General features: G+C 43.8%; 13 protein-coding genes. 6 read left to right on the forward strand and 7 right to left on the reverse strand.

The window, feature by feature from the left end:
* Window positions 1-28: 28 nt before the first annotated feature.
* The 6 genes from J4E76_RS11940 to J4E76_RS11965 all read right to left on the reverse strand — a co-directional run bounded on the left by J4E76_RS11940 (window position 29) and on the right by J4E76_RS11965 (window position 7,964).
* Window positions 29-2,311: a TonB-dependent receptor domain-containing protein gene (locus J4E76_RS11940; protein ID WP_208504463.1), complete on the reverse strand. Its 2,283-nt coding sequence runs from the start codon at window positions 2,309-2,311 to the stop codon at window positions 29-31.
* A gap of 162 nt (window positions 2,312-2,473) precedes the next feature.
* Window positions 2,474-4,723, reverse strand: coding sequence for a TonB-dependent receptor (locus J4E76_RS11945; RefSeq protein WP_208504466.1), 2,250 nt, complete (start codon window positions 4,721-4,723; stop codon window positions 2,474-2,476).
* 5 nt (window positions 4,724-4,728) lie between these two features.
* Complete coding sequence (locus J4E76_RS11950; RefSeq protein WP_208504468.1) at window positions 4,729-6,015, reverse strand: lipopolysaccharide assembly protein LapB; 1,287 nt, start codon at window positions 6,013-6,015, stop codon at window positions 4,729-4,731.
* Window positions 6,016-6,092: 77 nt separating this feature from the next.
* A complete protein-coding gene (locus J4E76_RS11955; protein ID WP_208504470.1) occupies window positions 6,093-6,635 on the reverse strand; it encodes a DUF4331 family protein in 543 nt (180 codons plus the stop codon).
* A 23-nt stretch (window positions 6,636-6,658) separates the two neighbouring features.
* Complete coding sequence (locus J4E76_RS11960; protein WP_208504472.1) at window positions 6,659-7,312, reverse strand: DUF4331 family protein; 654 nt, start codon at window positions 7,310-7,312, stop codon at window positions 6,659-6,661.
* 94 nt (window positions 7,313-7,406) lie between these two features.
* Window positions 7,407-7,964: a fasciclin domain-containing protein gene (locus J4E76_RS11965; protein WP_208504474.1), complete on the reverse strand. Its 558-nt coding sequence runs from the start codon at window positions 7,962-7,964 to the stop codon at window positions 7,407-7,409.
* An 88-nt stretch (window positions 7,965-8,052) separates the two neighbouring features.
* Between J4E76_RS11965 and J4E76_RS11970 the strand changes: the two genes are divergently transcribed.
* The 6 genes from J4E76_RS11970 (at window position 8,053) to J4E76_RS11995 (ending at window position 12,604) form a co-directional block, all read left to right on the forward strand.
* Complete coding sequence (locus tag J4E76_RS11970) at window positions 8,053-8,256, forward strand: hypothetical protein (RefSeq protein WP_208504476.1); 204 nt, start codon at window positions 8,053-8,055, stop codon at window positions 8,254-8,256.
* A 5-nt stretch (window positions 8,257-8,261) separates the two neighbouring features.
* Window positions 8,262-8,672: a DUF2721 domain-containing protein gene (locus J4E76_RS11975; RefSeq protein ID WP_208504478.1), complete on the forward strand. Its 411-nt coding sequence runs from the start codon at window positions 8,262-8,264 to the stop codon at window positions 8,670-8,672.
* Between the two features lie 162 nt (window positions 8,673-8,834).
* Window positions 8,835-9,293 carry a MarR family winged helix-turn-helix transcriptional regulator gene (locus J4E76_RS11980; protein WP_208504480.1) on the forward strand — a complete coding sequence of 153 codons (459 nt, stop codon included), beginning with the start codon at window positions 8,835-8,837 and terminating at the stop codon, window positions 9,291-9,293.
* A gap of 188 nt (window positions 9,294-9,481) precedes the next feature.
* A complete protein-coding gene (locus J4E76_RS11985; protein WP_208504482.1) occupies window positions 9,482-10,426 on the forward strand; it encodes a glycerophosphodiester phosphodiesterase family protein in 945 nt (314 codons plus the stop codon).
* Window positions 10,423-11,436 carry a GntG family PLP-dependent aldolase gene (locus J4E76_RS11990; RefSeq protein ID WP_208504483.1) on the forward strand — a complete coding sequence of 338 codons (1,014 nt, stop codon included), beginning with the start codon at window positions 10,423-10,425 and terminating at the stop codon, window positions 11,434-11,436. Before J4E76_RS11985 ends, J4E76_RS11990 begins: the two co-directional genes overlap by 4 nt.
* A 1-nt stretch (window position 11,437) precedes the next feature.
* The gene (locus tag J4E76_RS11995; protein ID WP_208504484.1) at window positions 11,438-12,604 is read left to right on the forward strand and encodes a lactonase family protein; all 1,167 of its coding nucleotides are present in this window, start codon (window positions 11,438-11,440) and stop codon (window positions 12,602-12,604) included.
* Between the two features lie 47 nt (window positions 12,605-12,651).
* Here J4E76_RS11995 and J4E76_RS12000 read toward each other — a convergent pair whose 3' ends face one another.
* Complete coding sequence (locus J4E76_RS12000; RefSeq protein WP_208504486.1) at window positions 12,652-13,749, reverse strand: Gfo/Idh/MocA family protein; 1,098 nt, start codon at window positions 13,747-13,749, stop codon at window positions 12,652-12,654.
* Window positions 13,750-13,756 lie beyond the last annotated feature (7 nt).

Below are 13,756 nucleotides of genomic sequence, written 5' to 3' on the forward strand. Positions count from 1 at the left end.
GAAAAATCGAGACAATCCTTACCATAACTTATTGAACAGTGAACCTTAAACCTAGAAAACCTCTAATGCCCTGATTCGAGGCATATACATAAGTGGGATCAAAAGTGAGTCCATTAGGATTGTTTGGCGTTGGGATTACCTGTCCGTCATTTCCAAAAGTCACATTTCGATCAAAGGGGTCAAAAGCCCTCGCGATGCTGTTATCAGCTGGAGTGAAATTCAACAGGTTCTTAACGCCCCCATATACTTCCCACTTATTGCCAAATTTTTTGGTCAATTGAATGTTCTGAATGCTAAACCACGGAGATTCCGCAGGCCGATCGTCAAGCTCTCCCAATAAAGGCAGTCGCATTGGGCCGTATAGATTCCCTGTATAGTCCACCTGAATCCCATTGCGAAACTTGTAACCGACACTCCAAACACCTTGCACTGATTCGGTAAGAATTTGTCTTGTCCTCTCACCGTTTTCTTCAACGGTTACGTCCATCACAGTAAGTCCACCGTTGATCTTTAAACCACTTTCCCAAGACATATCCACGTTTAAAGAAATACCTCTGGAGATGGAGTTGCCGTCTAGATTACTGTAGATGATTTTGTTGGGATCAGTCTCATAATCGGGAAGAATGCGATTGGTAAAATAGGTATAGAAGGCAGTTGCATCTAAGCCAATGAAAGTGCTGTTACTCGTGTAGAATTTCTTCACAAAGTTGATGTTGGTGTTCCATGAGGTTTCTGGACTGAGCTCGCCAGCAAACTCTACAGTTCTTGCGCCTGAAAGTGCCGCGTGATCTTCCGTAAAGACATTGGCAACCCGATAACCATTACCTGCACTGATGCGAAGTATATTCCTTTTATTGGCTGAATTCCATTTATAATTTACCCTCGGGGTTACTATGCTACCATGGATGCTGTTATAGTCATAGCGTAAGCCAAGCAGAAGCTTGTTGTTGGGTTTCAAAGAGATTTCATCCTGAATAAATGCTCCCGGCAAATGAATTCGAGAGGGATTGTTTTCGTTGCTGTCGGTATTAAATGTAGCGGGTGTATTGTCATCGTAATAGGTGTAGCGATATACAGTCCCTGCGACAATATCATGATTGCCCATTGTTTTATTCCAGGTCAACTGGCCGAAGGCTACGTATTGATCGGCATCATAACTAGTATCTCCATAGAATGAATCTTGAACATGGCCATTGGCACTGAATTGGAAATTCAATAATTCACTTGTTGGTAGTTGGTATATGCCGAAGGTTTCCCATCGGCTGGTGAATATACTTTCGCCATAAACATCTGTTCCTCCGCGGTTTTCAGAGTTCCATTGCATCTCACCTCCCCAACGGTCTTCGTATACATACCTTCCGGCAATCGAGAAAACGCGATTATCCTTACGCTGAAAGTTGATTTTATTGAAGATCGAAATCCTATTCTGTAAGGTGAGGTCAGTGAAGTTATCACCGTTGTTGTCTATTGGATTTTGGTAGTTGAAATAGTTAATACCCAATAAGGACTGTGCTCTTTTACCTAGGTTATATTTTAATCCAATGTCAGTATTCACTTCGCCCCAGTCCGTGGCGAAAATGTCTACAGAAGTTTGAGGCGCGTTACCCGGTTTTTTGGTGATGATATTGATCAGTCCACCTACTGCTTCTGATCCGTAGAGGGTTGAAGCCGGTCCTTTTACAATTTCCACACGCTCAATCAAAGACTGTGGAATACCCGTTAGGCCATAGACGGTCGATAAACCACTGACAATGGGCATCCCATCAATCAGTACCATGGTATATGGGCCTTCAAGACCATTGATATGGATGTCTCCGGTATTACAGACATTACAATTCAGCTGTGGACGAACGCCATTGACGTTTTGCAGTGATTCGAAAATAGAAGGAGTAGGGTTGGCCTTGAAGAATTTTTGAGTGTAAACCTCTACAGGAACAGGGCTCTCCAATTTAGACACTTCCTTTAAAGTACCCGAGACTACTACGTCTTCCAGGGCATTAACTTTTTCCTTAAGCTCAAAGTTTAGCGTTAAGTCTGGGTTGGAAGCACTGACTTGAATGGACTGACTAATCCTTTCAAAACCTACCATGGAAACCACCAGAGTGTAACGGCCAAAAGGCACTTTTTGGATGCGGAATGCGCCATTTTCGTCAGCCACATCGCCATAAGGCGTATTGAGTAAACCCACATTTGCTGACACTATGGGCGAGCCATTGGAAGACAAGGAACCTGAGATCGAACCATCCTGTGCCAATGCAGCATGGGACAATAAGGCAATGCAAATGCTGTATAGCAGCTTACTCAATTTCATAATTAGAGTTGTCGATTATATTTTTTCGACACTCAAAATTAAATAATTAGATTAGTCTAAAAAAATAATTAGATGAATTTTATCGAGTAACGCTTAAGGAAGAACAAAAAAAGGCCGCCCCGACTCCTCGGAACGACCCATCTCAACCAATTAATCAACAACTCATAGCTTAATTCCCAGAGACAACCTTGCTTGAAAAGGTGTGCCTGGTGTAAAATGTATTTCGCTTGTAGGGCTACTTTCGGAAAATAGCCTCGATTCAGTTTCAAACTGAGCTTCTTTCCATTCCCTGTTCAACAAATTTTCAATAGTCAGTCCGAATTCAAATCGGCCAAAGCGATAGTTCATGCTTATGTCTAATAAAAAATAACCATCAGCGATCAGTGACTTGTCTTCGTTGGCAGATCGGTCACCCAAAAGGCGGTAACTCAGACTGCCACTGAATCTTTTTTGTGTATCGTAAATCAGGCTTCCAATGCTCGTGAAAGTGGGTGCTAAAGGAATGTATTGCTGTCCTTCCGCTTCTTCAACCGCTTTTGGGTCTGTGTAGTTAACATCTGCACTGGCATAGAGAGTTGGTGTCAGCTGATAGCGTAAACCCAGTTCCAGTCCTTGTCTGGTGGTTTTCCCACCAGCTTCCACTATGCCCTCGTCACCTACATAGACAAATTCTTGATCGAGGTTCAACCTCCAGAAGGCCAGGTTCACTAATAGTTTCTCACTTGGCTTCCATATGGAACCAATGTCTAGTCCATAAGCCTTGGGTAAAATCTGCTCACCTGATCTTGCCACTACAACCCGTGAGTCGTTGGAATGAAAACCAATTCCGGATTTTAGAAATAGGTTGAGGTTAGGCTTTACCGCGTAACTCAATTTCAATTTAGGACTGAAAACCCCTTGGCTTACGCGAGGCTGTGACGGAGCTAGCTTATCCATGTACTGAAATCTAAACCAATCATACCTCAGGCCAGCGGTAAGTTCCAGCTTAGAATTTAGGCTTACTTGCTCTTTCGCAAACAAGTAGATGTTACTCTCTCGGATGTCTCCAAATGCGAGGTCTTCTAGGATTGTGTTCTTCTGAAACGTTCTAGACAGTCGGTTGTCATTGATAAGGTCGTGCCTAAAGCCGATCCCTATCTCTGTGGAGGCATCAAGACCAAGCACTGACCAGTTGTTCCAATAACTGTGTTTGCTACCAAACATGGTTCTGCTTTCGGACTGTGTAATCTGGTCTCCGAAAACTGGGTCATTCAGAAAGAAAGTGAAGTTGGAAACCAGATTAAAGTCGTACTTCGATAGGAAGAATTGATTTTCAATAAATGAGCCATCGTTGAACTCAGAGATTAACTGAGCATTGAAGTTATATCGACTCGTTTGACCACCTTCGGTATCATCGATGGCGCCAAATCTTGTGATCTCTCCACTGTCGATAGCTCTCTGTGGTATTTGTCCTGAGGCACTCCATCTACTTCTAAAGGCCGAAGCAGAGATTTCCAAAGTGCTTCGGTCATCAAGGCGCTGATTATATTTCAGCAGTGCATTGAATCGGTTGAAATTTTGAGGGCTTTCAAAGTAACCATCACTGATCGCATATTCTGTTGCCAAATAGAGACTTGGATCGTACTTCCTATTTGATGGAGATAATAAGTTGAATAGACCAACACCACGGAAAGTATTGAACTGACCGCCTTCAACTTTGATCAGACTTTCATTGAGACGTTTTTTGGTAGAGAAGCTCGCAAAGCCGGCTGTATTTAAATTTCCTTTATCCGCATAGTAAGGCCCCTTATCAAAGTCGACTTTTTCGATGGTCTCGGGTATCACAAAGTGTAAGTCCGAATAACCTTGGCCATGTGCGTGAGAAACCATGTTTACAGGCATTCCATCTACCGTTAGGGCTATGTCAGTACCGTGATCAATATCGAACCCTCTTAAGAAGATCTGTTCTGCTTTACCACCACCCGCATGTTGGGCAATGAATAAACCAGGGACAATTTGAAGTACATCTTGTGAGGACTTAATAGGTCTTAAACTCACATCAATCGCGGAAATCTGGCTTTGGTTTTCTGCCAGACCAAGCCTCACCTCTACATCTTTCAGAGATAGATTAACTGGTGATAATGCCACATCAATTTCCGTTTTCTGTTGGTCATTGATGATGATTTCTTTCGTGTACTTTTCGAAACCGATGAAGCTTACCTGCAATTGGTACTTGCCACTATCGATGTTTTCTAGGTAGAACTTTCCCAACTTGTTGGTGGCACTGCCCTGAGATGCCTCTACTAGCAATACATTGGCTCCCATCAGTGGCTCTCCCGTTTCATCGACTATAGTTCCGGTGACTTGGCCACTTTGGGCAATTGCCTGAAAGCCAAGAAAAAGGAGCCCAAGAGTAAAGACAACATTTCTCATTTTCTTCAACTTTTGAGATTCTCCTTGATGTGCTTGGTGGTCAGAGGTCCCAATTCATAGGCACTTTCTAATGCCTCTTTTAGGTACTTGTCACCTTTACCATCCTGTCCATTCATTTTGTAAATCACGCCCAGGTGATATAGTACCTCAGGTTCTGATGACTGACCTTCTACAAAGAGACTTGCCACTTTCAGCGCTTTCTCCATGTCACCATTTTGTAGGTAAGCCCATGCGAGCAAATCATACATTTGCGGAGTTGGTCGCTTCTCTTGTTCTCTTTCCGCATCTTCAATCGCCTGAGCCTTCATGCTCAAGTCTTCGGCCGCTAGTAAGATGAGATACTTGTTGTGCATGCCCATATATTTTGGAGAGGAGGCCTGCTCAAAAAAGGCTTGCTTTAGTTGCAGGCTCTCACTCCCCAAGCCTTCATAGTCGGCAATTTCTGCTAGCATAAGCTTCACTTGCGGATCGTTACCTAACTTTTCAATATGGCGGAGGATGCGCTTGGCTTCGCTGATGTTTTTATCGTGGGCAAAGTTGATCCAGGCCATGCCTTTCCATGAATGCCAGTGTTGTGGATCTGCCTCGAGAACTTTCAAATAGGCCTGATAAGAGTCTTCAATTCGGCCGGCATGCCCGTACATATCTCCGAGATTAGAAACACTCCAGCCCATAGTCGACTTGTCAAACTTTACCCGGTCATAGGCTTGTTCCATCAAGGCAATCGCCAGGTCCAGGTCACCTTGGTGATCTGCGAATTTTGAAGCTCTGGTGAGGTAGTCGAATGAGTTTTTACTCTTCTGGATATTCAAAATACCCTCGGCTGATTCAAACTCGCCCAATTCCATTAAGGCATCAAAGAGTATGTAATATGAAGCCGCCTTGTCTTCACCTTCGGCTAGTGCCTTGAGTGCATAGGACTTTGCCTGCTCAAATTCATGTTTGGTTACCGCATTGGCACTAAGCGATCGGAATGTAGCCGCCTTATTAAATGGGTTAAGGGCTAGTGATGCTAAGAATAGACTATCGGAAGTGTGAATGTCATCTATGAAGCCATCTGCTCTGAACCGCTTACTATAGAGGCCAGCAAGCTGTGAGTAGTTCATATAATTTTTTGGTGAGTTAAGGAGTCTTTCCTGCCAAAACTCAATATCTTCATTAAGGTCGCTGCTGGCCGTTTCTGTAGGTATCAGCAGGTTATTGTAATCAGATTTTTGCGCTACGGTCTTCGGTTGCTGTTGACAAGAAACCATGACCAAGCATGTGAATATGAGTATGAGAATTGATTTCATGATTGAGAGTTTTTTAGCGGCTCAGCACTTCCTTTGACGGAAGGCCGAGCCACATATGATTGAATGAAAATTAGGTGCTACCAAGGGCTCGCCAGATAGGGGAAAGTGCTTAAGAAAGCCTTGTCATTACCATCTACATGGTCATCCGTCAGGCCGGGATTAGCGGTTCCATCAGGGCCACCAAAAATCAGTAATAGCTCAGTAGAGATTACGTCATCAGAAAGCGTTCTTCCCGTTAAGACATTGACTCCGTCAAAGAAAGTCGTGGTACCTGTCAGAGATACTGTCAATACATCCGTTGCTAAGACACCAGAGAAAGTGGCGGCATCCAATCCTAAAGCATTGGTTGTATAACCAGCGTTCAGTGCCAATAGTCTGTCCTGAATTTCCTGTCCGAAAGCAGCGCCCATCTGAGATGGGATGGTTACGTTAAAGACATCTTTTCGGGCACCCTGAACAAATACAGTATTGACTGCAGGGCGTCCCATTTGATCTTCTTGTGCGTAAACCGCATTTTGATCAGGTGTATTGTCATCGTCATTGTCACATGAAGTGAAACCAATGGTAAGCGCTCCAATAAATAGGAGGGCAGCGAGTTTGTTTACTTTTATGAATTTCATTTTGATTCTTTTTGAAGTGAAGATTATTGCTTGCGTTTAGTTTCTATCCAAGTGTTAATAGAGTCGCCAGTGCCTACCATAGATTTTGGTACTTCCACCACAACGGCTAAGACATTGGTTCCCTCAAAGGCATCCGTTCCCGGATCGTTAAATGATGTTGCACTTCCTCCTAGAATGGCACCGAACTGAGTAAGGTCAAAGAAGAATGGATCATCTCTCGGGCCTGCGAAAACGCTGACACCGTTGCTTGATCCAACAATGGCATTGCTACCATAAGGCGTAATGCCTGCCTGTGCTAGTGGTGCATTGGTATCTATCGAACTGTTAAGTCCTGTAGTCATAGGAGCATAGGGGCCATAAGCATAAACTTGCCCGTCCTGAAAAATGCACTGAATCACTAGGTCTTCGATGGCGTCTCCATCATTGTCGATATTGAACTCAATCATCACGTTTTCATCAAACTGAGCATTGGTAGTAGCACTAGGGCTAAGTAGTCCTTTCACCGTAGCGGCAAAAACCAGGTTATTGGAATTTTGCGGACTTTGATAGGCAAAGAGGTCAGCAATGTCAGACCCGGTGTCTTGTACCCCGAGGGCTTCATTGTGGTCGGCAGCAATCAAGTAGATGCTGGTGGCAATGGCCAAAAGGGCCGTCAGAAATGTTATTTTTCGTTTCATTGTATTTGATTTTTGGGTATAGTTTTTCTGTTCGCGAATTGTATCGCGTTAATTTTCAATGGGTTAAATAATTTGTATTTAAAAAGTGGGCAGGTTAGCCTGGCATCACCACTGTGTCGATCACATGGATGACACCGTTAGACTGGTAGACATCATATAGAGAGATATTCGAGATGTTTCCTTTCTCATCTTTCAGTGTGATGTTCATTGTTCCATTCATCATGGCGACTAGCTTGCCACCGCTGACCGTTTTGAGTTCGGCTTTTCCTTTACCTTTTTTGATTGCCTTCATCAACATCTTTGTATCCATTTTTCCTGCTACCACATGGTAAGTAAGGATAGAAGCTAGCATCTGTTTGTTTTCAGGCTTGATCAACGTCTCTACTGTTCCTGCCGGTAATTTGTCAAAGGCAGCATTAGTAGGAGCAAAGACAGTGAAGGGGCCATCCCCTTGTAACGTTTCAACAAGACCAGCTGCTTTTACAGCGGCAACCAATGTGGTGTGGTCCTTAGATTGAACAGCGTTTTCAATAATGTTTTTTTTAGGGTACATCGTTTCCCCGCCCACCATCACAGTTCCCTGTGCGCGAGCCGACTGAAGACCTATTACCATTAAGGCGATCAGTGCGAGTTGTGTGACTTTTGTTTTCATATGTCTGAATTTTGATTTCAGGCATACATACGGGACTGGTTTGCAGGTTGGATTTAGTAGGTTCAATTTTTTTCTCAATCTTTGCTAAATGAGCGAAAAACAAGTGAACTCACTGTTTTGGATGGGACTGTTTTTAACAGCGGTAGGGGTAATGGCTTTGTATGTCTTAGACATGGACCTCTCAGAGATGGATATCTATTACACCAAAATTATCCTTTATCTATCCGGATTAAGCACCATCTATTTTGGATGGAAAAAGATTGAACATAAGTTTCCAGACAAAAGGAAATAAGCGATATGGAAATAGATATTTCAACCCCGGCTCTACTTTTTCCTGCGATTACGCTGTTATTATTAGCATTCACCAATCGTTTTGTGGCACTGGCTACCCTGGCTAGGGGGCTAAGACAACGGTATAAAGATATGCCAGATATGCCCGAGACAGTTTTAGGGCAAATCAAGAACCTGAAAACAAGACTCTTATTGATCCGCAATATGCAGGCCCTCGGTATTGGTAGTTTTTTCTGTTGTGTACTGAGTATGGTGTTGATGTATTTATCCAGACAAGTAGTAGCCGACTATATTTTCGGCCTGAGCCTGTTTTTGCTCCTAGGTTCTCTCACTTTGTCCTTTATTGAGACCCAAATTTCTACTCGTGCGCTTAATTTGGAGCTAAGCGATCTAGAATCTAGTTCTTCCGAAAAGTAATATTTCCCTTCTTTTTTTATCGCTGGGCATCATTTTCAGGATGAATGCCTGATTGGCATATTCGCCCCTAAGATTTTTTGTTTTCTAAGTGTTAAAATTTTACCAAAAAACTTGTCTAGACAAGTTTTTTGACCTACATTTCGACCTGATTTACCACCAAAAATGGAATTCGGTAAGGCTCTCTTTCATCTCAACAATAATCTCGGCTATAATCTATATCGCGCATACCTGTTATTTCACAGGGAGCTGATTAGAGGGCTAAAGAGCTATGGAGTTACTCCAGAGCAATGGCAGGTCTTGATTATTCTGTGGAACCATGGAAGTGTCACACCAACTCAAATCAGTGGGGTGACACTTCAGGATTTACCTTCTATCTCGCGAATGATCGTGAGAATGGAAAAGAATGGATGGATAGAAAGGGTTGTGAATGAGGAAGACGGTAGATCCTTTCATGTGGTGCTCACAGAGAAAGGAAGGAAGAGCAAGAATGAAATGATCATTAAGTTGGATAATCATTTTGCGGGCTACTTACAAGAAGTGCCGCGTGGTTTACATGATGAAATACGAGATGAGCTCCAACGTTTGAGGAGCCACTTAGGAGATTACACACCCATAAAGTGACAGACGGTCCGGTCATTTTAGATGTTTGACATCTGATCTTCAATTGTTTAGGTTAAATGGAGATTACCGGTGCGGTTGACATATGGTCTACCGCATCGGGGATGACTTTCTCACCAATAGTCTTCGTTTATTCCCACTTCAGACTAACTTGCATACTCATGCATTTTTCCTAATTCTTCACTAGTCTGATGCGTACGCTAAAGCACTTTTCACTTACACTTATTATTGCTTTTACACTTTGTAGCTGTGGTTCCAATACGGAGAAATCTGTTGAGGAAGACGGGCAAGGAATGGAGGCAATGGCCATGACCTTATATGGTGCTAAGGACTTTTATTCCTGGACCGAAGATCGCGTGCCTATGGTAAGTGCCCACCGTGGAGGGCCTTATCCTGGTTATCCGGAAAACTCACTTCGAACCTTTGATTATGTGCTCAGCTTTACGCCAGCGGTCATAGAATGTGATATTGCCATGACGGCTGACTCTGTTTTAGTAATGATGCATGACAATACACTTGACCGAACAACTAATGGTACGGGTAAGGTTGGAGACATACGTTGGGAAGACCTTAAATCTTTACGATTAGAGGACAATGAGGGGAATATTACCGAGGACGGTATCCCGACTTTGGAGGAAGTACTGCTTTGGGCAGATGGGAAAGCTCTTTTAACCCTTGATGTCAAACGGGGAGTGCCCTTAAAGATGGTAACAGACCTCGTTGAGGCTACGCACACAGAAAACTATGCAGCCATTATTACTTACAATGCTAATGCGGCCAAGGCTGTTTATGAACTGAACCCTGATCTAATGATTTCTGTCGGAATTGGTAATATGAGTGCTTATGAGGCCCATAGGAACATTGGGATCCCAGATGAAAATATGATTGCCTTCACCGGGGTTTCGGAACCTGAGCCATCCTTGTATAAGTTTCTGCATGACAAGGGTATTTATGCTATTTTAGGTGTTCTGGGCAATCTGGACAAAATGGCAATAGCGAAAGGAGATAGTATCTATGCTGGTTTTGTCAATCGTGGTGCTGATATATTGGCCACGGACCGACCTATAGAAGCAGCGAGAGTGTTGGAAAAGCTGAAGCCTAGTACTAGTTCAAAGTTTAAATATTTTAGAGAGTGATTGATTTAAGAAGCGATACGTTAACCAAGCCAACTCCGGGTATGCTAGAGGCCATGATGACTGCGGAAGTTGGTGATGACATGTTTGGTGAAGACCCAACAGTAGCGGCTCTTGAACAGAGAGCGGCACGAATGTTTGGTATGGATGCAGCGCTTTATTGTGCTTCTGGTACTATGACCAACCAAATCGGTATTCGACTCCATACCACGTTGCAGGACGAAGTAATTTGCCATAAGCACTCACATATTTATTTGTATGAGAGTGGTGGACTTATGTCCAATTCAGGAGTTTCTGTTCGCTTGCTGGAAGGAGAGAGGGGATTGATTACTGCAGATGATGTTAAGGCGGCTATTCAGCCAGACGATATCCATGCTCCCGTTTCAAAGGTGGTCTCCTTAGAAAATACAATGAATAAGGGTGGGGGAAGTTGCTATGATCTCGAAGAGATATGGGCAATTCGCGAGACTTGTCATGAACATAATCTGTCCCTGCATTTAGATGGTGCAAGACTTTTTAATGCCTTGGTAGCGACTGGTCAAAAGGCCAAAGCTTACGGTGAGGTATTCGATACCATATCGATTTGTCTGTCTAAAGGATTGGGTGCCCCAGTGGGTTCTCTATTGCTGGGTGGCCATGATGATATTAAGCGTGCCAAGCGCATCCGCAAAGTAATGGGAGGGGCTTGGAGACAGGCTGGTTATATCGCAGCGGCAGGACTGTATGCTTTGGATCACCATGTGAAGAGACTTTCGGAAGATCATAAAAAGGCTAAAGAGATTGGAAAGACACTTGAGGCCCTAGACTATGTAGAAGAGGTTTATCCCTGCGAGACGAACATCCTGATTTTTAAGCTTACTGATAAATACGATAACCAAACCTTCATTAAGAAGCTAGCCGATCATAAGGTACACGCTTTCGGTTTTGGTCCACAACTGATTCGTTTTGTTACCCATCTCGACTTCACAGATGACCATATGAATCAGTTAATCAAAGTTCTAAAAAGCCTCTAACATGAAGCAGTTTTTGCTGGCACTCGTCAGCTTATTCATATTCGCGAGTTGCCAACCCTCTAAAGAAGAAACGGTGAAGAAGTCTGACGATGTCGAAATTCTTTTCATTGGAACCTATACCCAGAAAGAAGGGCATGTGGATGGCAAAGGTGAGGGTGTTTATGTCTATGAAATGAATAAGAAAACAGGTGCTTTGAAGTACCTGGCTACCTCTGATGCAGTGATCAGCCCATCCTATTTGGCGGTGCATGAGAATGGTAAATGGGTTTATGCGGTCAATGAATTTAATGGTGGTGCAGATGAGTTTGCCGGGGTCACTGCATTTGAATACAACCCTGAAGACCATAGCTTAAACTATTTGAATGAGGTCAGCAGTATAGGCCAATACCCTTGTTACGTCAGTATTGACAATACTGGGAAATTTGTAATGGCAGCAAACTACGTTGGAGGAAGTGTCGTGCTATTTCCGATCAATGAAGATGGAATGCTAGAAGATTATACCTCTTATAAGAAGCACTCTGGTAGTTCAACCCATCCCCGACAAGACGCACCTCATGCACATCAGATCATCCAACACCCTACTCAGGATTGGGTGATTGCCGTTGACTTGGGTGCTGACAGGACCTATGAATATGAACTTGACACCCTTTCGCAAACGCTAAACTATGTGGGCGACTACCCTAACTCACCAAGAATGTCTGGCCCTAGGCACTTGGCTTTTCATCCAAGTTTAGATGTTGCTTATATGCTGAATGAATTGATTGGCACGGTAGAAGTGAATTTGACGGCTGACTCCATTCGGATGAGACGAACGACTCAGATGATCTCGACTCAGGAGGAAGGTGATACGAGAGATCCGGCCAGTGCGGCCATTAAAGTACACCCGAGTGGAAAGTTTCTCTATGCCTCTAATAGAGGAGAGTTGAATGAAATTGTAGTCTTCTCAATTGATGAAAAGGGTGGTTTGACACCGGTAGGCAGACAATCGACTTTGGGTTTAACACCCAGAGATTTTGAGATCGATCCATCCGGTAGATTTCTCTTGGTCGCCAATCAAGATTCAGGCACCATCGTCACCTTTGCGATTGATCAAGAGACCGGAATGCTGTCCGAAACGGGGTATGTTGCCGAGGTGCCAACTCCTGTTTGCTTGAAATTCCTAAAGTAATCTAGAGTCGATTCATTCCCCTCCTTGAAAGGAGGGGTTAGGGGTGGTCATTTCAACTTCACCAACTTCCCAGTCTTGACGCTCTTCATTGCGGCTTCCAGGATTTCCATCACTACCATATTGTTTTCCAGAGCTGACAGATCAGTTGGCAATGGCTTGATTTGGCCACGAACTACCGCGGCTAACAGACTGAAGGGGTCGTCCATCGGCTTTTCTTTCTTCAAGTTGGTGAGTGTGACTTCTTCGTGATCATCACCCAATTGATACCTAAGGGTTGACCCATTGTCTGCAATTACTTGGCCTTTGACACCATATACCTCCATATCCTTTCGGCTGACAGGCCAATTCCATGAGGCCTGAATAATGACTTGTGTCTTTGGATACTTCAATACTATAGTCGCCTCGTCATCGACATTAGGATATAGGTCTGGTTTATTGGTTTGGGCCATGGCAAAAACGGATTCAGGTCTTTCGCCCTTCATGAGCCAGGTGGCTAGGTTGGCCCCATAACATCCGAAATCTGTGAGTGCTCCTGCACCATTCTGTTTAGGGTCGGTCAGCCACTCCAGAAATTCTTCATTAACACCAATCTCTTTCGGCCCAGGATGCCCGTCATGAACAACAATCTTTCTAATGTCACCGATCTGCTTGGTTTCGTGTACCATTTCATAGGCTTTGAAATTGCTTCCGTACCACGTGGTTTCATAGTTAGTGAGCAAATGGATATTATGCTTTCGAGCCAGTGCCTGCATTTTCTTGGCATGGTCAAGACTCACGGCCAATGGTTTTTCTACCATTACATGAATTCCCTTTGGGGCAAAGAATTCAACCACCGAAAGGTGATCGTAGATTGTACCAAAAGCGGTTACAGCCTCCGGAGACTGGTTTTTCATTAGGTCCTCCATGGAGTCATAGACAATGTCCATCGAGTAACCATGCTGTTTGGTATAGCGCTGTGCTAAGTCTTTGTTCGTCTCAATAATCCCAACGATTTCAATATCGCCCCTGTCCTCACGACCCAGTATCCAATGCACATGTGTGTGAGTTAAGCCAATGACGGCCACTTGAAGTGGTTGTTGCTTTTCCTGACCTTGCATTTGTCCAAAAGAAAGTAGTGTGAGAAGGAGGGAGAGCAGTTTCTTCATGATCGGT

This window comes from Roseivirga sp. E12, assembly GCF_017592825.1.
Lineage (GTDB): Bacteria > Bacteroidota > Bacteroidia > Cytophagales > Cyclobacteriaceae > Roseivirga.

Coding starts and splice junctions, on each gene's coding strand:
- J4E76_RS11940 (WP_208504463.1), bottom strand. CDS start 2,311: ATGAAATTGAGTAAGCTGCTATACAGCATTTGCATTGCCTTATTGTCC.
- J4E76_RS11945 (WP_208504466.1), bottom strand. CDS start 4,723: ATGAGAAATGTTGTCTTTACTCTTGGGCTCCTTTTTCTTGGCTTTCAG.
- J4E76_RS11950 (WP_208504468.1), bottom strand. CDS start 6,015: ATGAAATCAATTCTCATACTCATATTCACATGCTTGGTCATGGTTTCT.
- J4E76_RS11955 (WP_208504470.1), bottom strand. CDS start 6,635: ATGAAATTCATAAAAGTAAACAAACTCGCTGCCCTCCTATTTATTGGA.
- J4E76_RS11960 (WP_208504472.1), bottom strand. CDS start 7,312: ATGAAACGAAAAATAACATTTCTGACGGCCCTTTTGGCCATTGCCACC.
- J4E76_RS11965 (WP_208504474.1), bottom strand. CDS start 7,964: ATGAAAACAAAAGTCACACAACTCGCACTGATCGCCTTAATGGTAATA.
- J4E76_RS11970 (WP_208504476.1), top strand. CDS start 8,053: ATGAGCGAAAAACAAGTGAACTCACTGTTTTGGATGGGACTGTTTTTA.
- J4E76_RS11975 (WP_208504478.1), top strand. CDS start 8,262: ATGGAAATAGATATTTCAACCCCGGCTCTACTTTTTCCTGCGATTACG.
- J4E76_RS11980 (WP_208504480.1), top strand. CDS start 8,835: ATGGAATTCGGTAAGGCTCTCTTTCATCTCAACAATAATCTCGGCTAT.
- J4E76_RS11985 (WP_208504482.1), top strand. CDS start 9,482: ATGCGTACGCTAAAGCACTTTTCACTTACACTTATTATTGCTTTTACA.
- J4E76_RS11995 (WP_208504484.1), top strand. CDS start 11,438: ATGAAGCAGTTTTTGCTGGCACTCGTCAGCTTATTCATATTCGCGAGT.
- J4E76_RS12000 (WP_208504486.1), bottom strand. CDS start 13,749: ATGAAGAAACTGCTCTCCCTCCTTCTCACACTACTTTCTTTTGGACAA.